This is a genomic window from Bradyrhizobium sp. USDA 3397 (genome assembly GCF_054060965.1).
Genome location: NZ_JBSSDS010000001.1, coordinates 2494397 through 2520186, shown reverse-complemented (window position 1 = coordinate 2520186; position 25790 = coordinate 2494397). Strand labels below are relative to the sequence as shown.

Below are 25790 nucleotides of genomic sequence, written 5' to 3'. Positions count from 1 at the left end.
CCTTCACTCCGCCGCTTCCTTGGCTTCAGCCGGCTCGAGCGCCGCGGCGATGGCTTCGTCGACGCGCTCCAGCCAGATGAACTCGAGGGTGTCCCGCGCGCTCTTCGGGATGTCGTCATAGTCCCGCTTGTTGCGCGCCGGCAGCATCACCCGCTTCAGGCCGGCAGCAGCCGCAGCCACCACCTTCTCCTTGATGCCGCCGACTGGCAGCACCAGGCCGCGCAGCGAGATCTCGCCGGTCATCGCGGTGTCACTCCTCACCGTGCGGTTGGTGAGCAGGGAGGTCAGCGCCGTGAACATCGCAACGCCCGCGCTCGGCCCGTCCTTCGGGGTTGCGCCCGCGGGGACGTGAACGTGGATGTCGCTCTTCTCGAACGCTTGCGGATCGATGCCGAGCTGAGAGGCCCGGCTCTTCACCAGCGTCAGCGCAGCCTGCACGCTCTCGCGCATGACGTCGCCGAGCTGGCCGGTCAGGATCAGCCCGCCCTTGCCGGGCACGCGCGTGGCTTCGATGAACAGGATGTCACCGCCGACCGGCGTCCAGGCGAGGCCGGTGGCAACGCCCGGAACGCTGGTGCGCAGTGCGATCTCGCCCTCGAAGCGCGGCTGGCCGAGCACGGTGGCGATGTCCTTTGCCGTCACCGTGACCTTCGCGGCCGTGCCGTCGGCGACCTGCACCGCGGCATGCCGGAACACCTTGCCGATCTCGCGCTCGAGGTTACGCACGCCGGCCTCGCGGGTGTAGCCCTTGACGATCAGCTTCAAGGCTTCCGGCTCGATCTCGGCCTGCTCAGCCGAGAGGCCGTTGGCCTCCAGCTGCCGCTGCACCAAATAGCGCCGCGCGATCTCGAGCTTCTCGTCCTCGGTGTAGCCGGCGAGGCTGATCAGCTCCATGCGGTCCAGCAGCGGACCCGGGATCTGGTCGAGCATGTTGGCGGTCGCGATGAACACGACGCGCGACAGATCGAAGGGCACGCCGAGGTAATTGTCCCGGAACGTTCCGTTTTGCTCGGGGTCGAGCACCTCCAGCATCGCGGCGGAAGGATCGCCCTGCACGCCACGGCCCATCTTGTCGATCTCGTCCAGCATCATGACGCAGTTCCTCGCGCCCGCCTTCTTGATGCCCTGGATGATGTTGCCGGGCAACGCGCCGATATAGGTGCGGCGGTGACCGCGGATCTCGGCCTCGTCGTGCACGCCGCCCAAGCTGACGCGCACGAAGGGGCGATCCATCGCGCGCGCGATGGATTGGCCGAGCGAGGTCTTGCCGACGCCGGGCGGGCCGACGAAGCACAGGATCGGCGCCTTGCCCTGCGGGGCGAGCTTGCGCACCGCCAGATATTCGATGATCCGGCTCTTGATCTTCTCCAGGCCGAAATGGTCGGCATCCAGGATGGCTCGCGCCTCCTTGATGTCGATCGGCTTCTCCGCGGGCAGCGCCCAGGGCAGCTCGATCAGCCAGTCCAGATAGGTGCGGACCATGCCGGCCTCGCCGGCAGCCTCCGGCATGCGCTCGTAGCGGCGCAGCTCCTTCTTGGCATGCGCCTCCGCCTCCGGCGGCATGTTGGCCTTGGCGATCGCAGCCGTCAGCTCGGTGACCTCGGCCTGCTTGCCGTCGCCTTCGCCGAGCTGGCGCTGGATCGTCGCCATCTGCTCGCGCAGGATCGCCTCGCGCTGCCGCTCGTCGAAGGAGGCCTTGGTCTTCTGGCCGATTTCGTTGGAGATGCGCAGCACCTCCAGCCGCTCGGCCAGGTGCTTCGACACTTTCTCCACGCGAAGAGCGAGGTCGATGGTCTCCAGCACCTCCTGCTTGTCCTGCGGCTTGATATCCATGAACGAGGTTGCCAGATCCGCCAGCGCGCCGGGCGCGCTGGTGCCCTGGAACATCGCGGCGAGCTCGGGCGGCGCCTGCGGCAGCAGCTCGATCGCCTCGATGGCCTGGCGCTGCAGATTCAGCGCGCGGGCCTCGATCTCGGGCGAGGTCGTGGCCGGCTCGGGGATCTGCTGGAAACGCGCGGCCGGGAACGGCGTCCCCGGCAGGAAGTCGAGGATGCGCGCGCGCTGCACGCCCTGGCAGACGATGTGATGGGTGCCGTCGGGCGCGGTGATGTAGCGCACGATGTTGGCGATGGTCGCGACCCTATAGAGGTCGTCCGGCCCGGGGTCATTGGTCTCGGGACTGCGCTGCAGGACGATGCCGATCGGCCGCTGCTCGCGCAGCGCCTGCTGCGCGGCGGCAATGGACTTCGCCCGGCCGATCGTGATCGGCGCGATCGCGCCAGGAAACAGCACCATCTCACGCACGGGGACGATGATCAGTGCATCGTCGGGGATCTTCACGTCGTTATTGGCTTGTTCGTTGTTCATCTGTTCGGTGGCCATGATCGACCTCAGGATTTCGCGAGGCGCAGTGCGACGCAGCCGTCCATCACGAAGCGGCTGATGGCGTAACGGCCGAGGGGAAGCGCAATGCGGCGCTCAAAACGCCCTTGCGGCAGCTCGAGCCGATGGATGCGGGCGTTGCGAAGCTCCGGCGGGAGGGTGCGCTGACCCGAGATGACGAGCACGCCGTCATGGATGACGGTCTCGACATTGTCCGGATTGACGCCGGGAAGCGCGACCAGGATCAGGAGTTCACGCTCGGTCTCGAGCACGTCGATCGGCGGCTCCCAGCAGGCTTCCTGGCGGCCGAACTGCTGGCGCAGCCGATCGGCGCGGGTCAGCGAGTCCAGGGCTTCGGACAGCATCCAGTCGAGGGGATTTTTGGGTTGCATGATGCGGGCTCTGGGATGGGAAAGCCTGCATATGGGGCCGGTTCCAAGGAAATCCAGTACGGAAATCCAGTGCAGTGGCGCTGACGTGTTATGCGCCGCCGTGCGATCAAGGCAAGCGAACGCCGCGGCATGGCCGCGACGTTCCGTTCATTGGCAGGGCGGGTCAGGCTGCGGCGCGGTACTCTTGTTCCGCTTCGAGGTTGATCACGGAGGTGGCGAGCTCGGTCAGCGTGCGATCGGTCGCCTCTTCCTCGTCCAGCGTCTCCTGGAGCAGCCTTGCGGCGTCCTGCATGCCGAGCTCCTCGGCCCAGGTGCGCAGCGTGCCGTAGCGGGAGATCTCGTAATGCTCGACCGACTGCGCCGCCGCGAGCAGTCCGGCATCGAGCGCCGGCGCGCCCTTGAACTCCTTCATGATCTCGGCGCCTTCATCGGCAATGCCGTTGATGGCCTCGCACGGCTTGCCGCGTGCCGGCTTGCCCAGCATCTTGAAGATCTGGTCGAGCCGTTTGACCTGGCCCTGGGTCTCACGCAAATGCTTGTTGAAGGCGGCCGTAAGCTCCTTGGAATTCGCGGCCTTGGCCATCTTGGGCAGGGTCTTGATGATCTTGTTCTCGGCGAAATAGATGTCCTTCAGCGTCTCCAGAAACAGGTCGCTGAGCATCTTCGGCGCCTGACGCGGCCGGCGCGCCGCGGTCTTCTTTGTCGTGCGTTTCTTCGCTCGTTTAGCCATACGTCCTCCTCATGAGGTAACACGGGAAGGCCTCGCCCTCCTCAATCCTCAGGCGATCAAAGCCGCTCCATGAACGAAAGTTCCAAACTGCAACCGGCGAAGGCTCAGGTCGGGCGCTTGTAGGGATCTTCCTGGCGCTGCCGTGCCTCGGTGTTGCGATCGAGCTGCGCCCGCTCGCTGCGGCGCAAGTTGCCCGCCTTCATCACGCCGTAAACGAGCGCCCCGCCGAGCACGAACGCGCCGATGAACCAGAGCCAAAGCATCTGGGCCGAGGCGTGGCCCAGGAGCATGCTAATGCCGCTGTCGCTCATGATTGGTCTCCACGATTGTCCATTGCTATCACGCTGAGCTAAGTCGGCGGTCGAAACCTCGTTCCATGCGGCCGCGGCGTCAGACCAGGTCGGTCAGCGGTTGCCGCACCGCTTGCGCTTTCGGCTCGCCGCCCCGGGCGGTGAAGTCTCCGGCTTCGGTGGAAGTCCGCAGCCATTTCGTCACGTCGCTGATTGCTTCCCGCGGCGAGTGGCCGAACTTGCGCAAGCCGCGAAAATATTCGAGCTGAAGGTGGGCCGATGTGCCGCGCTTGGGGATCGACTTCAGATGCTGGATGTCGTCTTCGATGCCGAGATGATCGACGTGGGGTGCCACCATGGCGATCACTGCATCGAGCCAGCTTCTGAATGAGACCGGCTCGAACGAGACCAGGTCGATATAGGTGCCGTCGGTTCCGTAGCGCTGGGCGCGCCAGCGATTCTCCTCGACCAGCGCGCGGTGCACGGCCGAATAGGTGGCGTTCAGCTCGGGATGGTGGACGGCGTGGCGGACCAGCGCGCGGAACAGCGCCGCGATCGCCACCGAATCCGCAATCGCCGTGCAGCAATCGGTGATGCGCAGCTCGAGCGTCGGATGCTGCAACGAGGGCCGCAACGCCCACCAGACATAGGTGGCGTTGGGGATGATGCCGGCATCGACCAAGGTCTTCACGTAGGTCTCGTATTCGGACAGGTTCCGAAACATCTCGGGAAAGCCGGTCCGGGGCAGGGCATCGTTGGCGGCATTGCGGTAGCCCAGCAATCCCGTCGGGTAGCCGCACCAGAACGGCGAGGAGGTCGAGAGCGCCAGCAGCAGCGGCAGGAACGGCACCAGGCGGTGCATGATCTCGACGCGCAAATCGGGCTCGGGCACCTCGACATGGACGTGCAGTCCGCTGATCGGGTTGCCGAGGCCGACCATTCCGAGCTCGCTGATGACCTTGCTGTAGCGGCGCTTGCGCGTCATGCGCTGCTGCTGCGGCTGCGCCAGCGGGTGTGTGCCGGCCGCGATGATGCCGACGCCGTGGTCCTTGCCGACCTCGGTGAGCACCGCGCGATAACGCGCGAGCTCGGCCAGCGCATCGACCGAAGACGTCAGCGGCGGGGTCGCCACCTCGATCTGGGATTGCAGGATCTCGGTGGTCAGCCGCTCGCCAAGGCGCTTCTGCGCCGCGGCCATGTAGGCCTTGGGCAGCTCGGATCGCGGCGCCGCGGACTGGCGGTTGACCAAGAAGTATTCCTCCTCGATGCCAAAGCGGTAGCGGTGCACGGCCTATGCCGCCCCCTGCGCCCTGGCGTGGCGGCGAACCGCGTCCCCGAAGGCTGACAGAATGCGCGCCGAGGCGTGGTCGGAGCTCGCCCAATAATCGGGATGAAAAAGCGTGCCGAGCGCAAAATCGCTGGCGCTCTCGACGCTGACGGCCTCGATCGAGCCGTCGTCGGCGACGGCCTCCGCGACGAGGCCCGGTGCGAGATCGGCGATCAGGAAGCTGTGCAGCGAATTCACGAGAATCGAATCCGCGCCGCAGATCTGCTGCAGGACGCCACCCTTGCGCAAGCCCACCTTCTGCCGCAGCCGATAGCGGGCATCCTCGTTGTCCGCGTCGGGCGTGCCATGGCGCTGTTCCTCAGGCAAATCGTCGGGCTCCTTCGAAAGCGTGCCGCCCAAAGCGACGTTCAGCTCCTGGAAGCCGCGGCAGATGAACAGAGCGGGGATGCCCCGCGCCAGCGCCCGCGGGATCAGGCGCAGCGCGACCTCGTCGCGGAATTCGTCGAACGGGCCGTCACGCTTCTCGTCGACTGTTTGTCCATAGCGGGACGGATGGACGTTGGTCTGTCCGCCGCCGACGAAGAGGCCGTCGAGCCCGTCCAGATAGGCATCGATGTCGGCTTCCGGCGCCGCGGGCAGAATCCGCGGCACGGCGCCGGCGACAAGGCCGATCGCATTGACGCAGACCATCGAAACCGCGGCGAGTTGTTCGCCGCGCGCGACCAGGGAATCGGAGAGAATGCCGATCTGCGGTGCGCCGCTGCGCCCCTGCCACTGCCCGCGCGAGGCGCTACGCCGCCACTGCTGAAGGCCGTACGCCACGGCATCCGCTGCGCTGCCGAATTGATGAATCGCCGCCTTGAGCTCTCTGACGTTTGTCCCCAATCGAAGCGCCCAACGGCTGCAGGCAACGGGATCGTGCGGATCAATTCTGGAACGGGGCTCGTGCAATTGCTTCGGCTGCTTCTGTTCGTGTATCGATGCACAGTGAAACGGCAATCGTCGGGAATGGTTGCTTCGCGATTGCACCGCTCGATCTCATTGCCTCCGCACCAGCCTTAACTTTTGTTATTGCTCTCGCGCGTCCTCGGCATGCTGCTCGCCGCCTATTCCGTGCAGTTCGTCATCAACGGGGTCGCGGCGGTCCGGACCGCCTGCCCTGGTAGCTGCGACAATCTGTTAACCTGTCGCTATCCCGTTCGGCCGGAGTGTCACGGGATCCGGGACGCTTTCGCTTGCACTGTCATGTTGCTTTGACGTAACTCGGTCCAATAAGCCCTCGACAGGAAATCGACATGTCGATGACAGCGGACGAGCTCGGCAAGAGACAGGCCATTATCGACGCCTGCCGGCGTATGAACGCGCTCGGCATCAACCAGGGCACATCGGGCAATATCAGCGTCCGGCATGTGGACGGCCTCCTGGTCACGCCGACCAGCGTGCCCTATGAGACCATGCGTCCGGACCAGATCGTCTTCATGGCCATGGACGGCTCGCACGCGCCCGACCAGAAGCCGTCGAGCGAATGGCGCTTTCATCGCGATATCCTGAAGTCGCGGCCCGACGTCAACGCCGTCGTGCATGCCCATCCGACCTATTGCACCATCCTGGGGATCATGGGCATGGAAATCCCGCCCGTGCATTACATGATCGCGGCGGCGGGCGGCGACAGCATCCGCTGCGCGCCCTACGCGACGTTCGGAACGGCGGAGCTGTCCGAGCATGCGGTGCGGGCGCTGGAGGGCCGGCTCGCCTGCCTGCTCGATCATCACGGCATGATCGCGATCGGCAAGACCCTGGACAAGGCGATGTGGCTGGCAGTCGAGGTCGAGACGCTGGCGCGGCAATATCACGGCTGTCTGCAGATCGGACAACCGCCGCTGCTCCCGAGCGAGGAAATCGAGCGGGTCCGTCAGCGCATGGCCGGCTACGGCCTGTCGGAAGGGTAGGGCGGCCAAACGGTGTTAGTGCGGATCAAACATCTCGTCGATCGCAAGAAGACGAACCGCACCATGGTTCGGCTGCGCGCCCTGCTGCGCAGCAACGAGTTCTACCTGATCCCGCTGGCGCTCGTGATCGGCACGCTCGCGGGCGCGGTCGTGACGCTGATGGCCCACATCGCGCAGATCGCGCATGTCGTGATCTACGGCATTCCCATTGACGTCCACCTGTCGGCCCACGCGAGCGTCAGCCCATGGGCGGCACTGATCGCGCCTGCGCTCGGCGGGCTGGCGCTCGGAATCATGGAATGGTCGCGGCGGCGCATGAAGATATCGAACGCGGTCGATCCGATCGAGGCGAACGCGCTGCGGGGCGGCAATCTGTCGATGCGCGACAGCGGGGTGGTCGCAGGCCAGACCCTGATCTCGAACGGCTGCGGCGCCTCCGTCGGCCTGGAGGCGGGCTACACCCAGATCGGTTCGGGCATCGCCTCGCTGATCGGTAAATTCTTCAATCTCCGCCGCAACGATCTGCGCCTGATGGTCGGCTGCGGGGCCGCGGCGGCGATCGCGGCGGCGTTCGGCGCGCCAATCACCGGCGCCTTCTATGCCTGCGAGCTGATCGTCGGCGTCTATGCCGTAGGCAGTGCCGCGCCGATCCTCGCCGCCTCCCTCGCGGGCGCCTTGACCGCGCAATGGCTGGGCGGCGCGCCATACTCGCTGGAGATACCGAAGGTCAGCGCCGTCGGCGTCGAGCAATATCTGGCACTGATCGGGCTCGCCCTCATCACCAGCGGCGTCGGCATCGCCGTGATGCGCTCCTCGCCGATGTTCGAGCGGCTGTTCGCCTGGATGCCGATCTGGCTGCGTCCTGTGATCGGCGGGCTCATCGTCGGCGGGTTCGCCATCATCACGCCGCAGGTTCTCGCGGCCGGCCATGGCGCCATGGTGCTCGATCTCTTCCACGACATGACGATCGGCCTGATCGCGCTGATCATCGCCTTGAAGGTGACGGCCTGCCTGATCTCGCTCGCCTCCGGCTTTCGCGGCGGCCTGTTCTTCGCCTCGCTGTTCGTCGGCAGCCTGATCGGAAAGTTCTTTGCCGCGGTGCTGCTGCTCATCAGCCCGAACTTCGCGATCGATCCGCTGGTGGCGATGTTGACGGGCATGGCGACGCTCGGCGTCGCCATCGTCGGCGGCCCCCTCACGATGTCGTTCCTCGTGCTCGAGATGACACGTAACGTCGACGTCACCGCCGTGGTGCTGGCCGGCTGCATCGTGACCTCGATCTGCGTGCGCTTCATGTTCGGCCATTCGTTCTCGACATGGCGCCTGCATCTGCGCGGCGAGACCATCCGCAGCGCCAACGACGTCGGCTGGCTGCGCAATCTCACGGTCGAGCGCCTGATGCGCTCGGACGTCGGCAAGGTGCCCTCGACCACGACGATCGCCGCCGCGCGCCGCGAGTTCGCGCTCGGCTCGCGGCCGGGAATCGTCATCGTCAACAATGCTGACGAATATATCGGCCTCGTCCTGCTGCCCGATTTGTTCTCCAGCGACCTCGACACCATCGCCGACGACATCCAGGTGATCGAGCTCGCCCGCCTGATCGACATCGTGCTGATCCCGGAAATGAACGTGAAGTCGGCGATGGCGGTGTTCGACGAAGCCGAGGCGGAGATGCTGGCGGTGGTCGATTCCACCGACAGCCGCAAGGTGGTTGGCTTTCTCACCGAGAGCTTCGCCCGCCGCCGCTATGTCGAGGAAATCGACAAGGCGACGAGAGGCGTGCTGGGGGCGCTGTCGTAGGCGAGGTTACCGGCCGGGTGGCGCCTCGACGAGCCAGGCCACGACCCGGCGGACCAGCGGCAAGACCACGAGCAGGGTCGGGAAGGCGACGAGCCAGGACAGTCCCCAGGCGCCCGGCCAGGTCGCCAGGAACGCCGGCGTTGCCCCCAGGCTCCGCAGCGTCGAAATGACCGATACCACCGCCGTCATGAGGATGGACAGCACGAATGGCGTCACGATCGGCGCATAGCGCGCCGGCAGTTTGCGAACCACAATCATCTGGTTTCTCTAGGAAAAGGACGCGTCGATCTCGTTGAACCTGGAAAATGGCATCGATCCCGACGGCGTCGGTTGATGCGTTGGTTCACGTAAACGCTTACGGCGGCCGAAAACGGCGCGGCTGTTCATTAACCGCTCAGGTTGCCTGGTTCAAGCTGGGTCTGATCGTTCGGGATTTACAATCGTTCAAAGCGTGGCAGATCGCCGCGATCATGAAACCATTTCAGTGGTTTGCGGATTATAGATCGTTTGCTTATGTTTCTTTGGGCGAGAACAGAGGAAATTCGAACATGAGTATTGGACCCGTGATTTCCGCAGCCGGCCGCAACACGATCGTGGTCGCGCTCGCAGGCCTCGCCCTGATTGCGGCTTCCGCATCCCCGTCTGCAGCGGCTTCGGCCGGAAGCCCGGCCGCCAAGTCGGCTGTCAATGCGGCCGTTGCCGGCCAGGCTGCCTCCGACGTCACCGATTTCAGCGCACACCGGCGTCGCCATTATCATCGACGCGGGCCGAATGCCGCGGGTCTCGCCTTCATGGGCATGGCCGCAGGTCTGATCGGAGGCGCGATCGCCGAGAGCCGCCGCCGCGAATATTATGAAAACCGCTATTATTATGGCTATGGCCCGCGTTACTACGGCGGCCCTGGTTACTACGGCGGTTCCGGCTACTACTACGATCCGGGCTATCGTTACGCACCATACTGAGCGGCCGGAGCCCGGAAGCCCCGGATTGTACGAGCCGGGGAGCGTTTGAATCCCATCTCCCGTAGCCCGGATGGAGCGAAGCGAAATCCGGGTCCGCTCGCGCGGCATCTCGAATTGTCCCGGATTACGCTCGCGCTCCATCCGGGCTACGAGAGCAGGGTGTTTCGCTCTCTGTCAACCTGCCCGCATAAAAATATTCCGCTTTACCGAAATTCGGAAATGACGTATGTGTCGCCCATCCCGGCTCAATCTCGAGGGGCGATCATGAGGTCGTCATTGTCGCGAGCCGGGCTTGCGGTGGACGCGGCAGCGTCGTGTACGAGAGCTGAGGGCAGGGCGGATTGCTCTCCGTGAGCCCGAGGCTTCGTACGGACGAGCGGCGCTGTCAGGTTCGTCGCGCCGGCTTTTCGATGGCAACGTGCACAACGCCTTCGAACCCTGCGGCGCCAACGAACCGCGCGTACGGTAAAACCGTGTGGTCCTGGCCGTCGTTGCTACGGTCAAGCTCTGGCGAATGCGGCCCTCGCGTCAACCGGCGCGGTGCCGGCGACTTTTGCGAGAGCGAGGGAGGCCAGAGGGAACTCGGCTCCCAGGAGAGCGCGGCATAAGCCGTCCGACCATCGCGCAGGGAAGGCCGTGTGTTGGGCTTCACCTGTATGCTGCTGTGCGGTTCTTCCTGCGTGTGCTTTTCGCGCAGCGGACCGCGGGTGCCGCCGGCACCCGGCCTTCCCTGCGCCCTCTTGGAAAAGAGGGTGAAGTGACCAAGCAAAGCTCGGGCGAAATCAGCCGCGAGAATGCGAAGGCATGTCTGCACCTCCACACTCGCTGTCATCGCCCGCGAAGGCGGGCGATCCAGTACGCCGAGACGCCAGTGATTGAAACGAGGGGGCGCGGCGTGCTGGATTCCTTGCCTTCGTAGGGAACGACAGGTGTTACTTGGAGAACGCAGCGTCGCCTCACACTCCGTCATTGCGAGCGCAGCGACTTGTCCGCCGAAGCCTTTGGCGAAGGCGGAAGCAATCCAGAATCTTTCCGCGGCGGGATTCTGGATTGCTTCGTCGCAAGGGCTCCTCGCAACGACGAGAAGGAGAGTGCGAGCGCTACACTCTCTCGTGCCCCGGACGCAGCGCAGCGTCCCCCCGGCGATGCGAAGCATCGTCCGGTTCGACGATGCGCTGCCGAGCCGGGGCCCATCCATCCGCAATTGCCGCGTTACCTAGGTCCCGGCTCTGCGCCGCAACGCTTGCGCGCTGCAGCTTGTCCGGGACACGGGAGAGCTGCATTGTCGCGCTGGAGCGCGCCAGACGTCGTTGGCGTCGGCGCCCCTTTACCCGGCAATTCTGCCGGTGGACTCACCTCCTGCAATCCGGTTCAATGGCAACGAGCTTTCAGGCGATCGGGCAGGCCGGGTGGCGTGCCCAACTCATACGAGAGCCTCCCGCGCCACTTGCGCGAAACGGTCGGGAGTGCTTTTTGCTGAAAGTTCCCCGCGGGGCGCATCGCCCCCGATCCAGAGAGATGAGATGAGCAAACTCGTTATCCGCGCCGGCGATTTCACCTTCGATGCCCGTTTCGAGGAGCAGGCGGCGCCCAAGACCGTCGCCGCCTTCCGCAAGGCGCTGCCGTTCGAAAGCCACATCATCCATGTGCGCTGGAGCGGCGAGGGCGTGTGGATGCCGCTCGGCGACCTCGACTTCGGCGTCGGCTACGAGAACCACACCAGCTATCCCGCCCCCGGCCAGATCATCCTCTATCCCGGCGGCATCAGCGAAACCGAGATCCTGCTGGCCTATGGCGGCGTGCACTTCGCGAGCAAGATGGGCCAGCTCGCCGGCAACCATTTCATCACGCTGACCTCGGGCCTGGAGAACCTCGCAACGCTGGGCAAGAGCGTGCTGTGGAAGGGCGCGCTGCCGATCCGCTTCGAGGAAGTCTGAGTGACCGAGCCCCGCTACCCGCGCGATCTCCGCGGCTACGGCCGCAATCCGCCGCATCCGCAATGGCCTGGTGACGCGCGGGTCGCGGTGCAGTTCGTCGTCAATTTCGAGGAAGGTGGCGAGAACAACATCCTGCACGGCGATCGCGCCTCGGAGGCCTTCCTGTCCGACGTGCTTGGCGCGCAGCCCTGGCCCGGCCAGCGCCACGCCAACATCGAATCCATGTTCGAATATGGCTCGCGCGCCGGCTTCTGGCGGTTGTGGCGGATGTTCAACGAGCGGAACTGGCCGACCACGGTGTTCGGCGTCGCCACCGCGCTCAAGCGCAATCCCGAGATTGTCGCTGCGATGAAGGAGGCGGGCTGGGACATCGCCAGCCACAGTCTGAAATGGATCGAGCACAAGGACATGACCGAGGCGCAGGAGCGCGCCGAGATCGCCGAGTCGATCCGCGTGCATACCGAGGCGACCGGCGCACGTCCGCTCGGCTGGTACACCGGGCGCTCCTCGATCAACACCAATCGTCTCTTGATGGAGGAGGGCGGCTTCCTCTATCTCTGCGACTCCTATGCCGACGATCTGCCCTATTGGGTTAAGGGCGCAAACGGCAAGCAGCTCATCATTCCCTATACGCTCGATGCCAACGACATGCGGTTCATCAACCCGCAAGGATTTGCCGAGGGCGAGCAGTTCTATACTTATCTGAAGGACGCCTTCGACGTGCTCTACGCGGAGGGCGAAACCGCGCCTAAGATGATGTCAGTCGGCCTGCATTGCCGCCTCGCCGGCCGGCCGGGCCGCGCAGCGGGCCTGATCCGCTTCCTCGACTATATCGGCAAGCACGAGCGCGTCTGGGTGCCGACCCGGTTGCAGATCGCGCAGCACTGGCACGAGAAGCACGCCCATCTTGCCGCCGACGCATTCGAGATCGGGTGAGATGATGTTGCAGATTTCGCTGACCGATCTCAACGCTGCAAGCACGGCCGACTTCGTCGCGGCGCTCGCCAACGTCGTCGAATATTCGCCGTGGATCGCCGAGCAGCTCGCGGCAAAGCGGCCGTTCGCCGGCATCAACGAGCTGCACGCCGCGCTGATGGCCGCGATCCAGAGTGCCGAGCCTGACGTGCAGCTGGCGCTGATCCGGGCGCATCCCGATCTCGCCAACAAGACGCAGCGCGCCGCGGGCCTCACTGCGGAATCGACCGACGAGCAGAACAGCGCGGGGCTCGACCGGCTGTCGGATGCCGAATATTCCGCGTTCGAGCGGGCCAACAACGCCTACCGCGACAAGTTCGGCTTCCCCTACATCGTCTGCGTGCGCCGTCACACCAAGGATTCCGTGCTGCGCGACTTCGAGGCGCGGCTGCTCAACATCGCCAAGACCGAGATAAGGCGTGCGATCGAGGAGATCGGCCGCATCTCGGCGCTGCGGCTCGACCAGCTGGTCGCCGCCGACGACAGGCTGAAGGTGTACGGCCGGCTTTCGACCCATGTGCTGGACAACCAGATTGGCAAGCCCGCACCTAGCATCCCGATCGAGCTCGTGGAGCTAGCGAGCCTTGGCGAGAACCGCGTCATCGCGCGCACGGTGACCAATGCCGATGGCCGCACCGACCAGCCGCTGATCGGCGGCCGTCCGCTGCCGATCGGCCGCTACGAGCTGCGCTTCAGCGTCGCCAAATATTACGCCGCGCGCAACGTGCCGCTGTCCGACCCGCCCTTCCTCGACGAGATCCCGCTGCGCTTTGCGATCAGCGAGCCGGAAAGCCATTACCACGTGCCGCTGCTGGTCACGCCCTGGAGCTACTCGACCTATCGCGGCAGCTAGAGCATGATCCGGAAAAGTGCGTAGCGGTTTTCCGACAAGATCATGCTCAAACAATCACCTAAAGCACGATGACGATTCATCCTAGTCGCATCGCGCTTTAGACATGCTGTGCCGATGCGGCGGCTGACGCCGCGTCGGCCTCGGCGGCAGCGCCACCGCTCAATCCGTTGAAGAAGGCATTGAGCAGCACCGACACGACCGCGCAGAACAGAATGCCGGACTCCAGCAGCGGGTGCAGATTGTGCGGCAGATTGCGGAAAAAACCGGGAGCAACGAGCGGGATCAATCCAAAGCCGATCGAGATCGCGACAATGAAGAGATTGTAGCGGTTGTTGCGGAAATCGACCGAGGCCAGGATGCGTGCGCCGGTGGCCGCCACCATGCCGAACATCACGAGGCCGGCGCCGCCGAGCACGACCAGCGGCACCGCCTCCACCAGCGCAGCGAGCTTCGGTAGCAGCCCGAGCACGAGCAGGATGCAGCCGCCCGTGACCGTCACCCAGCGCGATCGCACGGCCGTGACTGAGACGAGGCCGACGTTCTGCGAAAACGAGGTATAGGGAAACGTGTTGAAGATGCCGCCGAGCAGCGTGCCGAGCCCGTCAGCGCGCAAGCCGCGGCTCAAGGCTTCGCGGTCGACGGCCTTGCCGGTGATCTCGCCGAGCGCCAGGAACATGCCGAGCGATTCGATCATCACCACGATCATGACGATGCACATGGTGATGACAGGCACCAGGTGGAATTGCGGCATGCCGAAGCGAAAGGGAATCACGAGTGCGCCCCAGGGGGCGGCGGCGACCTTGTCGAAATGCATCACGCCCAGAATGCTCGCGAGCACCGCGCCGGCGATGATGCCGAGCAGCACGGCGACGTTGGCAAGAAACCCGCTGCCCCATTTGATCAGGCCGAGGATGAAGAGCAGCACGAACAGCGAGATGCCGAGCCCCTGCAATTGTCCATAGGCTGGATTGGGAAAGCTGCCGGAAACGCCGTCGACTACCTTCGTCAACGTCGGCAGGCCGCCGCCGGCCCAGTTGATGCCGACGCGCATCAGGGAGATGCCGATGATGAGAATGATGGTGCCGGTGACGACGGGAGGAAACAGCGGCAGCAGCCGGCTGACGAACGGCGCAACGACGATGCCGAACAGACCGGCGGCGATCACGGAGCCGTAGATGCCGAGCAGGCCGATGTCCGGTGAAGCCGCCATCGACAGCATCGGGCCGACCGACGCAAAGGTCACGCCCATCATCACGGGCAGGCGGATGCCGACGCCGGGGAAGCCGAGGCACTGGACCAGCGTCACAAGTCCGCAGGCGAACAGGTCGGCGCTGATCAGGAAGGCGACGTCCTCCGGCGGCAGCTTCAGCGCGCGGCCGATGATGAGGGGGACCGCGACCGCGCCGGCATACATCACCAGGACGTGCTGGAGCCCGAGCGCGAGCAGGCGCGGGACCGGCAGGACCTCGTCGACGGGATGGACGTCGTTGCTCATGGATGTATCCCCCAAAACATGCATCTAGCCAAATTTGTCATGGAGCGCCGGAAACAGCCGGTCCGGCTTGAAGGGCGGCGCGGTGAAGCGAATGCCGGTGGCATCCGCGATCGCGTTGCCGAGCGCGGCGGCGACCGGATTGTAGGGGCTCTCGCTCATCGACTTCGCGCCGAGCGGGCCGATCGTGTCGGATGTCTCGGCGAAGAAGACCTCCGTGCGCGGGACGTCGGCGAAAGAGGGCAGGTGGTAGTCGCGGAATTTCGGATTGGTGACACGCCCACTCGCATCGATCACCATCTCCTCGTAGAGCGCAGCGCCGAGCGCCTGCGCCACGCCGCCTTCGACCTGACCGCGGCACTGCATGGGATTGGCGACGATGCCGGCGTCCGCGGCGTGCACGCTCCTGAGAATCCGGAGCTCGCCGGTCGCCTTGTTCACCGCGACGCGAAAGCCCTGCACGTTAAACCCGACCGATCGCGGCGTGCCGCCGGACGTGCCGCTGCCTGCGAACGGCCGGCCGCGCTCGCGGGCGAGCTTCGCCAGCTCCGCAAAAGGCATGCGGCGGACGCCGCTGACGACGGAGTCCGCATCGAGCGCGCAAGTCTCCACATCGCACAGCCAGGCCCCGGCGGCTGCCGCCTTCAGCTCGCTCGCAAGCTGCACGGCTGCCGCATGCGTCGCCTTGCCCGCAACGAAGGTGCCGGCGCTGCCATACGCGCCGGTGTCGTGGCCGCCATGGGCGGTGTCGGACTGGCGCAGACGAATCTTGTCGACGGTGGTCGCCAGCGTGGTCGCCGCGATCTGGCGATGCACGGTGCTGGTGCCGTTGCCGAACTCGGCCGTGCCGACGGTGAGGTCGAAGCCTCCGTCGTCGTTGAGCGCGATCGTCGCATCGGCGAAGTGGCCGGCCGGCGGCACCGTGTCGATCATGGTCAGCGCGATGCCGTCGCCGATCAGCCAATCCGGCGACAGCTCCGGCTGCGGGGTATCGGCCTGCATCGCGCGCTCGACGAGATCGAGGCACTGGTCGAGCCCGTAGGAGCCGTAGAGCACGTCGTGATATTCGGAGGGCGGCGGAGACAGCATGGGATCGCCGGGCCTCACGATATTGCGTCGGCGCATCTCGTAGGGACTGATTCCGAGCTGCCTCGCCAATTCGTCGATCGCCGCTTCCACCGCGATCAGCGCCTGCGGCAGGCCGTAGCCGCGAAACGCGCCTGCCGGCACGGTGTTGGTGTAGACGGCGACGCCGTCGACCCGCTTGTTCGGGCAATTGTAGACGGCGATGGACTCGGCCAGCGCGTGGAACATCACGGGGCCGGCATGATTGCCGTAGGCACCGGTGTTGGAGAGCACGTCGAGCTGGAGCGCAGTGAGCTTGCCGCCCGCATCAGCGCCGGCTTTGACTTGGATCCGCATCGGATGCCGCGTCGAGGTCGCGATGAACTGCTCCTCGCGTGTCAGCTCCAGCTTGACCGGCCGCCCAGTCTTCAGCGCGGCAAGCGCCAGGATGTCCTCGACGAACATCTCCTGCTTGCCGCCGAACCCGCCGCCGACGCGTTCGCAGAACACGCGGACCTTGTCCATGGGGAGCTGGAAGATGTCCGACAGCGCACGCCGGGTCAGGAACGGCACTTGCGTCGAGGTGCGGACGTTGAGCACGCCGGAATCATCGAGCCAGGCAAGGCCACCATGGGTCTCGAGCGCAGCGTGCTGCACACGGTGACTGTGAAAGGTCGCCTCATAGGTGGCGGCAGATGTGGCGAGGGCCGATGCGACATCGCCGAGCTCGCCATGCGTCTCCGCGACCAGGTTGCGCTGGGCATCGGCAACGCGGTTCGCAGTGGTGCGGTCGGGATGAACGACCGGCGCACCCGGGGCCATCGCCAGCTCGGGATCAATCAACGCCGGCAGGACCTCGTAACTGACTTTCAGCTTGCGGCACGCCGCCTCGGCGGCGGCTTCGGTCTCGGCGACGACGGCGGCGACCTTCTGGCCGATGAACCGGACGACATCGTCGAGGACGCGGGTATCCTCGGGGTCCATCCAGTCTTTCTCATGCCGCGCCGTCGAGATCAGGACGGACGGCGCATCCTCATGCGTCAGCACAGCGTGCACGCCGGGAATGCTCAGCGCGTCAGACTTGTCGATCGCGACGATCCTGGCGTGCGCATACGGCGAGCGCAGCAGCTTGATGTGCAGCAGACCATCGATTGCGGTGTCGAAGGTGTAGCGTGCCGTGCCGCGGACCACGTCGGGCCCTGCGGGGGCCGGCAGACTGCGTCCGAAGGCAGCGCCGGCCTCGACGCTCGTCTCGACATTGGTCTTGCCGAGGATCGCGTCCTCGATCGACCGATAACCGGTGCAGCGGCAGATATTGCCTTTCAGCGCCGTGCCGAGATCGGTGCGCTGCGCCTGGTTCAGCGAGGCGCAGGTCAGGATCATGCCGGCGGTGCAGAATCCGCATTGAAAGCCCTGCGCATCGAGGAAGGCCTGCTGCATCGGATGCGTGCCGTGATCGCCGCCAAGGCCTTCGATCGTGGTCACGTTGCGGCCCTCGGCCCGGAACGCCGGGATCAGGCAGCTGTGCACCGGCTCGCCGTCCAGCAGCACGGTGCAGGCGCCGCAGTCGCCGGCATCGCAGCCTTTCTTCACGCCGAAATGGCCGAGCTCGCGCAGGAACGTGCGCAGGCACTGGCCGGCGCGCGGCTCCTGGGAAAATGCCTCGCCATTGACCTCCAGACTCATGCGGTTATCGCTCCCAGCAGCTCGCCGCGAATGTCCTCGGCCAGGCGCAGCGTCATGTGCTTGCGCCAGAGTGGCGCGCCATGGATGTCCGTGTGGTACAGATCATCGGTAATCTCCTGCATGAGCGCGGCGCGCAACGCGCTTGCGTCCGGGGCTTTGGGGAAGCGCAACTGGATTGGCCGCACCGTCGACGCGGTGACCGTGAGTGTCAGCGTATCGTCGGCTTCGAGACTGCCGATCAGCAGCGCCGCCGAGCGGCCGACCGGCGCCAGCGAGATCTGGCGGAAGGCCGTACGGCGCTTCAGCGCGGGAAGCGGGATGTCGATCTGCCGGAGCAGGTCGCCTGGCGTCAGGCGATTGCGCTGGTTGCCGGTGACGAATTCGGTGACCGGAAGCCTCTGTTCACCGCCGCCGGCCTTCCAGATGGTGCAGACGCCGTCGAGTGCCGACGTCAGCGAGATCATCGGTCCCGCCGGCAGTGACATGCAGAGATTGCCGCCGACGGTCGCGGTCTTCCAGATCTTGAACGAGGCAAGGAAGGCCCGGCAGCACTGGTCGATCAGCGGCGCTGCGAGCCAATCGGACGGGCAGGCGAGTCCATCGAGCTCTGCGATGGTGCAAGTGGCGGCGATCGAGAGGTGGCTCTCTGTGATCGCAAGTGCCGGCCATTTCAGATCGGTGAGATCGATCAGTCGCGTCAGATGCGTTTGCGCCTCCGAGAACAACCAGGTGCCGCCCGCGAGCCAAGCATCACCTGCCGTCCAAACGGGCAGCTGCGCGCGCGTTTGCGGATGGGCGACGGCTGTGATGGTATTCAAGTCCATGGCTGCGCCAACGCTTCCGACGGTTGGATGGTCCGAGCGAAGTGTTGCAAGACGGGAGCCAAGTGGCAACAACAAGTCGAAGCAAGGACGCAATCGTCCTCGGCCTTGCAGGTCCGCCGTCAGCGTGGGTGAGGAGAAGCAGGATCATGACTGAGGCAAGTTCGACCTGGATCAGGGATCCCCTGGCCATCCTCGCCGACGGGGCCGAGCGCGGCATTGTCGTGAAGGGCGGCCGAATCGTCGAGCTCGTGCCGGCGGGCGGCGTGCCCGCAACCGCCGATGTCGCAGTGTTCGATGCGGGCGAACACGTCGTGCTGCCGGGCCTGATCAATACCCATCATCACTTCTACCAGACGCTGACGCGGGCGCTGCCGGCGGCGATGGACCGCGAGCTGTTCCCCTGGCTCCAGGCGCTCTATCCGTTGTGGGCAAGGCTGACGCCGGAAGCGCTCGAGCTCGGCGTCACCGTGGCGATGTCCGAGCTCCTGCTCTCCGGCTGCACCACCACGACGGATCACCACTACGTCTTCCCGCCCGGACTCGAAGACGCCGTCGATATCGAGGTGGCGGTGGCGAAGCGCCTCGGCGTGCGCGTGCTGCTCACGCGCGGCTCGATGAACCTGTCGCAGCGCGACGGCGGCTTGCCGCCAGACAGCGTCGTGCAGGACGAGGACACCATTCTCGCCGACAGCGCCCGCGTGGTCGCCAAGCATCATCAGCGCGGCGCGGATGCGATGGTGCAGATTGCGCTCGCGCCATGCTCGCCGTTCTCGGTGACGACGTCGCTGATGCGCGCCACGGCCGACCTCGCCGACAAGCTCGATTTGCGCCTGCACACCCATCTCGCCGAAACCGAGGACGAGAACAGCTTCTGCCAGCGGATGTATGGCTGCCGTCCGCTCGACTATCTCGAGCAATGCGGTTGGCTCAATGCGCGCACCTGGCTCGCCCACGGAATCTTCTTCAATCCGGACGAGATGAGACGGCTTGGCAAGGCCGGCACGACCGTCAGCCATTGTGCGTGCAGCAACCAGCTGCTCGCGTCGGGCTGTTGCCCGGTGTGCGACATGGAAGAGGCCGGCGTCGGGATCGGCATTGGTGTCGACGGCTCGGCCTCCAACGACGGATCCAACCTGATGCAGGAGGTGCGGGCCGCGTTCCTGCTGCAACGCGCGCGTTATGGCGTCACGAAGGTCAGCCACAAGGATGCGCTGCGCTGGGCCACCAAGGGCTCGGCGGCATGTGTGGGCCGGCCGGAACTCGGCGACATCGCCGTTGGCAAGGCCGCCGATCTTGCGCTGTTCCGGCTCGACGAGCTGCGCTTCTCGGGCCACGGCGATCCGCTCGCCGCGCTCGTGCTGTGCGGGGCGCATCGCGCCGACCGGGTGATGGTGGCTGGAAAATGGGCGGTGATCGACGGTGCGATCCCGGGTCTCGATGTGGCAGACCTCATCTGCCGCCACAGTTCCGCGGCGCGGGCCATGCGGGCTGGATAGCGGGCGAAATAGAGAAAGAGGGGGCAGCCACAAGTGCCGGGTGCTTCTGGCCACCCCCTCCGAACCTCCTCCGGGAGGAGCAGGTGATTTAGTCAATGCAAGAAGCGTGCTACTTGCCCGGCAGCTTGTCGTCGATGCCTTTCACGTAGAAATTCATGCCGAGGATCTGGCCGTCATCCAGGTGACCGCCGCCCTTGCATTCGACCGGCTTGCCGTCCTGCCCAACGATCGGGCATTTGAACGGATGCAGCTTGCCCGCGGTGATCGCGGCCTGGGCATCCTCAGCCATTTTTTTCACATCGTCGGGCATGTTGGTGTAGGGCGCCATGGTGAACATTTGGCTGTCGAGGCCACCCCAGGTGTCCTCGGACTTCCAGGTGCCGGCGAGCTCGGCCTTGACGCGCTGAATGTAGTAGGGGCCCCAGTTGTTGATGATCGAGGTCAGCTGGGCCTTTGGCCCGAACTGGATCATTTCGGAATCCTGGCCGAAGGCCAGTTTGCCGCGTTCGCTGGCGATTTGCATGGCGGCCGGCGAATCCGTGTGCTGCATGATGACGTCGGCACCCTGGTCGATCAGCGCCTTGGCGGCGTCGGCCTCCTTGCCTGGGTCGAACCAGGTGTTGGCCCAGATGATCTTGACCTTGATGTTCGGGTTGATGGTCTGCGCCGCCAGTATCGTCGCGTTGATGCCGGAGACGACCTCCGGAATCGGGAACGAGCCGATATAGCCGAGCACGCCCGACTTCGACATCTTCGCCGCAATCAGGCCTTGAATGTAGCGGCCCTGATACCATTTCGCCGAATAGGTCGACATGTTCGGGTTGCGCTTGTAGCCGGTGGCGTGCTCGAAATGCACGTTCGGATATTTCTTGGCGACCTTCAGCGTCGGATCCATGTAGCCGAACGATGTGGTGAAGATCAGTTTGTTGCCGGCGCGGACGAGCTGCTCGATCGCTCGCTCGGAGTCCGGGCCTTCGGGCACGTTCTCGAGATAAGTGGTCTCGATCTTGTCGCCCAATTCTTTCACCAGCGCCTGGCGACCAAGGTCGTGCTGATAGGTCCAGCCGAGGTCTCCGATCGGACCGAGATAAACGAAACCGACTTTCAGCTTGTCGGCGGCGGAGGCCGCACTGACGCTCGCAGCGAGCAAGAGCCCGGCAGCCAGTGCAAGAAGTGATTTCCTCATCATCGATCTCCAAACTTCGGGGGAAGCCACGATCCGCAGCATGCGCGCCCCATCGTGCACACTGCCGAAACGAAAGCTAACGGTCGGGCACGAACACCGTGCCGAGCGCGGCCGGTGCGGTTGAGCCGCCCGTGCGCGCGCGGGAGAGCAGGACCAGCACGATGACCGTCGCGAGATAAGGCAGTGCCGACATGAATTGCGAGGGAATGCCGACGCCCCATCCTTGCGCATGCAGTTGCAGGATCGTCACCGCGCCGAACAGATAGGCGCCGATGACGAGCCGGCCCGGCCGCCAGGACGAGAACACCACCAGCGCCAGTGCGATCCAACCGCGGCCTGCGGTCATGCCCGGAATGAAGAACGGCGTATAAGCGAGCGGCAGATAGGCGCCCGCAAGACCCGCGCAGGCGCCGCCGAACATCACGGCGAGGGTGCGGATGCGCAGGACGGGATAGCCGAGCGCATGCGCGGAAACGTGATTGTCGCCGCAGGCGCGGAGGATCAAGCCTGCCCGGGTGCGGTACAGGAACCACCACACCGCGACGATCAGTGCGATCGAGAAATAGACGAAGCCATTCTCGCCGAACAGCACGCGGCCGATCAGGGGGACATTAGTGAGACCTGGAATGGCGAGGGGCACGGCCGGCGTGATGCGCTCGCCGACGAAGCCGGCGCCGATCAGGCCGGAGAGCCCGACGCCGAGGATGGTCAGCGCGAGGCCGGTTGCGACCTGGTTGACGGCGAGCCCGAGCGCCATCAGCGCGAACACGAGCGACATCAGCGTGCCTGCAACGATGCCGAACAGCGCGCCGATCAAGATCGATCCGGTCAGCCACGCGCCGGCAAAGCCACAGGCCGCGCCGACGATCATCATGCCCTCGACGCCGAGATTGAGCACGCCGGAACGCTCGGCCACGAGCTCGCCGGTCGCCGCAATCAACAGCGGCGTCGATGCGGCAAGCACCGCCAGGATGATGGCCTCAACCAGCTCCACGGGCCACCGCCTTTCGGTTCGGGAACACCAGCTTGAAGCGGTAGAGAATGAGGGAGTCGCAGGCGAGCACGTAAAACAGCAGAATGCCCTGAAAGACCTTGGTGACGTCCAGCGGAATCTTCATCGCGATCTGCGCCTGCTCGCCGCCGATAAAGGTCAACGCGAGGAAGAGGCCTGCAATTAATATTCCAAGCGGGTTCAGCCGGCCGAGGAAAGCGACGATGATCGCGGTAAAGCCGTAGCCTGGCGAGATGCCGGGCTGGAGATGCCCGACTGGACCCGCCACCTCGATGATGCCAGCAAGCCCGGCCAGCGCCCCGGAGACGGCGAAGGTCAGGATGATGAGCTGGTTGGCGTTGAAGCCGCCGAACCGCGCGGCGCGCGGCGCAGCGCCGACCACGCGGATCTCGAAACCCTTGATGGTGCGCCCGAGCAGGATCGCGGCTGCTGCGACGACGAGCAGGGCGATGATCGAGCCGAGATGCAGCCGGCCGCCTTCGATCAGCAACGGCACGGTCGCGACCGGATCGAACTCGGCCGTGGTCGGGAAATTGAAGCCGTGCGGATCGCGCCAGGGGCCGCGCACGAGATAGTCGAGGAAGAGGTCGGCGACATAGACCAGCATCAGGCTGGTCAGGATCTCGCTGGCGCCGAATTTCACCTTGCAGATCGCCGGGATCAGCGCATAGAGCGCGCCCGCAGCGGCGGCGAGGACTAGCATAGCCGGCAGCACCCAGACGCCGGCACCAGTACCTTGCGTCTTCACCGCGATCCAGCTTCCCGCGACTGCGCCGATCAGGAATTGCCCTTCGGCGCCGATGTTCCAGGCGTTGGCGAGATAGCACAGCGACAGGCCGATCGCGATCATCACCAGCGGCGTCGCCTTCACCGCGATCTCCTGCAGCGAATAGCCGTCGGTGAGGGGCGCAATGAAATAGGCGTGCAGGGCAAGCAGTGGATTCTTGCCGAGGATCGCGAACAGGATGACCATGGTCACGATCGTGAGGCCAATCGCGATCAGGGGGGACACCAGCGCGATCGTGCCGGAGCGCTCGGCACGCTTCTCAAGCACCAGCTGCATGCGCGATCTCCTTTGGCTGCAGGCTGCTGCCGCCCATCAGAAGGCCCAGCTTCTCGCGGCTTGCTTCGCGTGACGGGAGCGGAGCCGACAGCTTGCCGTGGAACATCACGGCGATGCGGTCGGCAATCTCGGCGAGCTCGTCGAGATCCTGGCTGGTCACGAGTACCGCCGCGCCTGCGGTGGCGAGATCAAGCAGCGCCTGACGGATGACGGCGGCAGCGCCCGCGTCGACACCCCAGGTCGGCTGGCTAACCACCAGTACCGCGGGATTGCGCAGGATCTCGCGTCCCACGATGAACTTCTGCAGATTGCCGCCGGACAGGCTGGCGGCCTCGGGATCGCGCTTGGCCTTGCGGACGTCGAAGGTTTCTGTGGCGCGGTCGACCGTTCTCAGCGTGGCCGCCGTATCGATGAAGCCGCGATGGACCATGCCGCTGGCGGCATGGCCGGTGAGCAGCGCGTTCTCCGACAGTCTCATCCGCGGCGCGGTGCCGTGGCCGAGCCGCTCCTCGGGAACGAAAGCCGCCCCCAGCTTGCGCCGCTGGGTGATCGAAAGGTGACCGGCGGCGATGCCCTCGATCACCACCGTTCCGGGGTTCTTCGCGAGACGCTCGCCGGAGAGCGCTGCGAACAATTCGTCCTGGCCGTTACCGGCGACGCCGGCGATGCCGAGAATCTCGCCGCCCTTCAGCTCGAATGAGATGTGCTCGAGCCGCACGCCGTGCGCTTCGACGGGAGCCAGCGAGAGATCGTTGACGACGAGCCGCGGCACGGTGGTCTTGCGGCCGGATGCGCCCTTCACCTCCTTGACCTCGCCGCCGACCATCATCCGCGCAAGTGAGGCGGCGGTTTCGAGCCGCGGGTTGCAGGTCTCGACCTTCCTGCCGCCGCGCAGGATCGTCGCGGTGTCGCAGAGCCGCTTCACCTCCTCCAGCTTGTGGCTGATATAGAGGATGGCGCGGCCCTCGGCCTTGAGGCGATCCAGCACGATGAAGAGCTGGTCAGCCTCCTGCGGCGTCAGCACCGCAGTGGGCTCGTCCAGGATCAGGAATTTCGGATCCTGCATCAGGGCGCGGACGATCTCGATGCGCTGACGCTCGCCGACGGAGAGTTGCCACACCTCACGCCTGGGATCGAGCGGCAGACCGTAAGTCTTCGACACCTGTTCCAGCCGGGCCGACATGTCCTTGAAGGATTCCTTGCCGTCGAGGCCAAGCGCGACGTTCTCGGCAACCGTGAGATTGTCGAACAGCGAGAAGTGCTGGAACACCATGCCGATGCCGCGGCTGCGCGCTTCGGACGGACCGGACAGCACGATCCGCTCGCCCTGCCAGTGAATCTCGCCGGCGCTGGGCTGGATCAGTCCGTAGATCGCCTTGACCAGCGTCGACTTGCCGGCGCCGTTCTCGCCCAGCAGCGCGTGGATTTCCCTCGGCCGGATCTCGATATCGATGCAATCGTTGGCGAGGAAATCGCCATAACGTTTGGTGAGGCCGATGGTCCTCAGGAGCGGGGGCTCGCCGCAATGCTGGCCGTCGGGCGTCGGATCTAACATTCGCTGATGCGCTTGCATGGGTGAAGTGCCTCAATACTGGGCCAGTTTGAACCCCGGCGTAAGATGTGAAAAAGCATCATCCCTTGCTCAACGCGTCGGCAGGCTCTCGGCCCAGCGCTCGTCGTCGATTTTCGAGCGATCAAACCCCGCAAACAGCACCTCGTGGGCGGGGCGATTGCGTCTGCCGGCCGAAGGCTGTTGCAAATTTGTGACGGTCCAAGGCAAATCGGAACCCGCTGTGCAGACCTGACGCCATGTTGAGCAATGGACGCGTCGGTCGTCCATCGCGCGGAGTGCAGCGGCCGCAATGGTTGCCTCAATGCGGCACTCCACGGTGTCGTCCCCCTTGGGATGTGCTGCTACTTCGTCCAAACGCCGACATGCAGCGCTTCGGCTTCGTCTTCGAGCAGCGGCCCGACGACCTCCGTCGGCCGCTGGCCGCTGGCAAAGACGTCGCGGCATGGCAGGTTGAGCGTCGGATTTTCCGGATGGTTGCCGGTGATGCCGCGCAGGCGATGCTCGCTGAGGCCATAGACGACACGGCCGATACCGGCCCAGTAGATCGCGCCGGCACACATCGCGCAGGGTTCGGCTGAGGAATAGAGCGTGGCCTTCGCCAGCACCTCGCGGTCGAGTGTACGGCTGGCCTGGGTGGCTGCGAGACGCTCGGCATGCGCGGTGCCGTCGTGATCCGGCATGTAGCCGTTCTCAGCCTCGATCAGCACCTTGCCGTCCGCATCGACGACAATGCAGCCGAAGGGGTGGTTGCCATGGGTGAGGGAACGGCCGGCGACCGCGAAAGACAGGCGCAGAAAGTGCTCGTCCCGCCCGGATGCATCGCCCATCGATCCTC

Annotated in this window: 22 protein-coding genes and 1 pseudogene; 8 read left to right on the top strand and 15 right to left on the bottom strand. The window is 65.3% G+C overall.

Annotated elements, in window-relative coordinates:
- Positions 1-3 precede the first annotated feature (3 nt).
- The 6 genes from lon to ACVWYQ_RS11975 all read right to left on the bottom strand — a co-directional run bounded on the left by lon (position 4) and on the right by ACVWYQ_RS11975 (position 6111).
- Positions 4-2382, bottom strand: coding sequence for an endopeptidase La (gene lon, locus ACVWYQ_RS12000; protein WP_404539313.1), 2379 nt, complete (start codon positions 2380-2382; stop codon positions 4-6).
- Between the two features lie 8 nt (positions 2383-2390).
- The gene (locus tag ACVWYQ_RS11995) at positions 2391-2774 is read right to left on the bottom strand and encodes an Hsp20/alpha crystallin family protein (RefSeq protein ID WP_024342525.1); all 384 of its coding nucleotides are present in this window, start codon (positions 2772-2774) and stop codon (positions 2391-2393) included.
- A 163-nt stretch (positions 2775-2937) separates the two neighbouring features.
- Positions 2938-3504, bottom strand: a complete 567-nt coding sequence (locus ACVWYQ_RS11990; RefSeq protein WP_271544171.1) for a YciE/YciF ferroxidase family protein — start codon at positions 3502-3504, stop codon at positions 2938-2940.
- Between the two features lie 104 nt (positions 3505-3608).
- On the bottom strand, positions 3609-3815 hold the full coding sequence (locus ACVWYQ_RS11985) for a hypothetical protein (RefSeq protein WP_036007833.1): 207 nt from the start codon (positions 3813-3815) through the stop codon (positions 3609-3611).
- Between the two features lie 79 nt (positions 3816-3894).
- Positions 3895-5082, bottom strand: coding sequence for a carboxylate-amine ligase (locus ACVWYQ_RS11980; RefSeq protein ID WP_157283884.1), 1188 nt, complete (start codon positions 5080-5082; stop codon positions 3895-3897).
- Between the two features lie 3 nt (positions 5083-5085).
- On the bottom strand, positions 5086-6111 hold the full coding sequence (locus tag ACVWYQ_RS11975) for a gamma-glutamyl-gamma-aminobutyrate hydrolase family protein (protein WP_456725649.1): 1026 nt from the start codon (positions 6109-6111) through the stop codon (positions 5086-5088).
- A 42-nt stretch (positions 6112-6153) separates the two neighbouring features.
- On the opposite strand from ACVWYQ_RS11975, the pseudogene ACVWYQ_RS11970 reads away from it, so the two are divergent.
- The 3 genes and pseudogenes from ACVWYQ_RS11970 to ACVWYQ_RS11960 form a co-directional block, all read left to right on the top strand.
- A pseudogene (locus ACVWYQ_RS11970) lies at positions 6154-6237 on the top strand (MarC family protein); the annotation flags it as partial.
- A 140-nt stretch (positions 6238-6377) separates the two neighbouring features.
- Positions 6378-7031 carry an L-fuculose-phosphate aldolase gene (locus ACVWYQ_RS11965; RefSeq protein WP_456725648.1) on the top strand — a complete coding sequence of 218 codons (654 nt, stop codon included), beginning with the start codon at positions 6378-6380 and terminating at the stop codon, positions 7029-7031.
- Between the two features lie 12 nt (positions 7032-7043).
- The gene (locus tag ACVWYQ_RS11960; RefSeq protein WP_456725647.1) at positions 7044-8831 is read left to right on the top strand and encodes a chloride channel protein; all 1788 of its coding nucleotides are present in this window, start codon (positions 7044-7046) and stop codon (positions 8829-8831) included.
- Positions 8832-8837: 6 nt separating this feature from the next.
- Here the strand turns inward: ACVWYQ_RS11960 and ACVWYQ_RS11955 are convergent, their stop codons facing one another.
- A complete protein-coding gene (locus tag ACVWYQ_RS11955; protein ID WP_157283880.1) occupies positions 8838-9089 on the bottom strand; it encodes a DUF2798 domain-containing protein in 252 nt (83 codons plus the stop codon).
- A 47-nt stretch (positions 9090-9136) separates the two neighbouring features.
- Here ACVWYQ_RS11955 and ACVWYQ_RS11950 point away from each other — a divergent pair, with 47 nt between their 5' ends.
- The 4 genes from ACVWYQ_RS11950 (at position 9137) to uraD (ending at position 13558) form a co-directional block, all read left to right on the top strand.
- The gene (locus tag ACVWYQ_RS11950) at positions 9137-9793 is read left to right on the top strand and encodes a hypothetical protein (RefSeq protein ID WP_404539319.1); all 657 of its coding nucleotides are present in this window, start codon (positions 9137-9139) and stop codon (positions 9791-9793) included.
- Between the two features lie 1523 nt (positions 9794-11316).
- Positions 11317-11730, top strand: coding sequence for a DUF3830 family protein (locus ACVWYQ_RS11945; protein ID WP_036045261.1), 414 nt, complete (start codon positions 11317-11319; stop codon positions 11728-11730).
- On the top strand, positions 11731-12666 hold the full coding sequence (gene puuE / locus ACVWYQ_RS11940; RefSeq protein WP_456725646.1) for an allantoinase PuuE: 936 nt from the start codon (positions 11731-11733) through the stop codon (positions 12664-12666).
- A 4-nt stretch (positions 12667-12670) separates the two neighbouring features.
- Complete coding sequence (uraD, locus tag ACVWYQ_RS11935) at positions 12671-13558, top strand: 2-oxo-4-hydroxy-4-carboxy-5-ureidoimidazoline decarboxylase (RefSeq protein WP_456727138.1); 888 nt, start codon at positions 12671-12673, stop codon at positions 13556-13558.
- A gap of 97 nt (positions 13559-13655) precedes the next feature.
- Here the strand turns inward: uraD and ACVWYQ_RS11930 are convergent, their stop codons facing one another.
- The 3 genes from ACVWYQ_RS11930 to ACVWYQ_RS11920 are packed head-to-tail and all read right to left on the bottom strand — an operon-like array spanning position 13656 to position 18625.
- Positions 13656-15053, bottom strand: coding sequence for a nucleobase:cation symporter-2 family protein (locus ACVWYQ_RS11930; protein ID WP_456725645.1), 1398 nt, complete (start codon positions 15051-15053; stop codon positions 13656-13658).
- 24 nt (positions 15054-15077) lie between these two features.
- A complete protein-coding gene (locus ACVWYQ_RS11925) occupies positions 15078-17801 on the bottom strand; it encodes a molybdopterin-dependent oxidoreductase (protein WP_456725644.1) in 2724 nt (907 codons plus the stop codon).
- Positions 17798-18625 carry an FAD binding domain-containing protein gene (locus tag ACVWYQ_RS11920; RefSeq protein WP_456725643.1) on the bottom strand — a complete coding sequence of 276 codons (828 nt, stop codon included), beginning with the start codon at positions 18623-18625 and terminating at the stop codon, positions 17798-17800. The genes ACVWYQ_RS11925 and ACVWYQ_RS11920 overlap by 4 nt, the downstream gene beginning before the upstream one ends.
- 146 nt (positions 18626-18771) lie before the next feature.
- Between ACVWYQ_RS11920 and ACVWYQ_RS11915 the strand changes: the two genes are divergently transcribed.
- A complete protein-coding gene (locus ACVWYQ_RS11915; RefSeq protein WP_456725642.1) occupies positions 18772-20121 on the top strand; it encodes an 8-oxoguanine deaminase in 1350 nt (449 codons plus the stop codon).
- Positions 20122-20230: 109 nt separating this feature from the next.
- Here the strand turns inward: ACVWYQ_RS11915 and ACVWYQ_RS11910 are convergent, their stop codons facing one another.
- The 5 genes from ACVWYQ_RS11910 to ACVWYQ_RS11890 form a co-directional block, all read right to left on the bottom strand.
- On the bottom strand, positions 20231-21307 hold the full coding sequence (locus tag ACVWYQ_RS11910; RefSeq protein WP_404539327.1) for a BMP family ABC transporter substrate-binding protein: 1077 nt from the start codon (positions 21305-21307) through the stop codon (positions 20231-20233).
- 76 nt (positions 21308-21383) lie between these two features.
- A complete protein-coding gene (locus tag ACVWYQ_RS11905) occupies positions 21384-22301 on the bottom strand; it encodes an ABC transporter permease (protein WP_271544190.1) in 918 nt (305 codons plus the stop codon).
- On the bottom strand, positions 22288-23382 hold the full coding sequence (locus tag ACVWYQ_RS11900; protein WP_456725641.1) for an ABC transporter permease: 1095 nt from the start codon (positions 23380-23382) through the stop codon (positions 22288-22290). Before ACVWYQ_RS11900 ends, ACVWYQ_RS11905 begins: the two co-directional genes overlap by 14 nt.
- Positions 23366-24937 (bottom strand): ABC transporter ATP-binding protein, encoded by a 1572-nt coding sequence (locus tag ACVWYQ_RS11895; protein ID WP_404539334.1) that lies wholly within the window; start codon positions 24935-24937, stop codon positions 23366-23368. Before ACVWYQ_RS11895 ends, ACVWYQ_RS11900 begins: the two co-directional genes overlap by 17 nt.
- A 359-nt stretch (positions 24938-25296) precedes the next feature.
- Entirely contained in the window at positions 25297-25782 is a 486-nt protein-coding gene (locus tag ACVWYQ_RS11890; protein WP_404539337.1) for a nucleoside deaminase, read from the bottom strand.
- Positions 25783-25790: the final 8 nt, after the last annotated feature.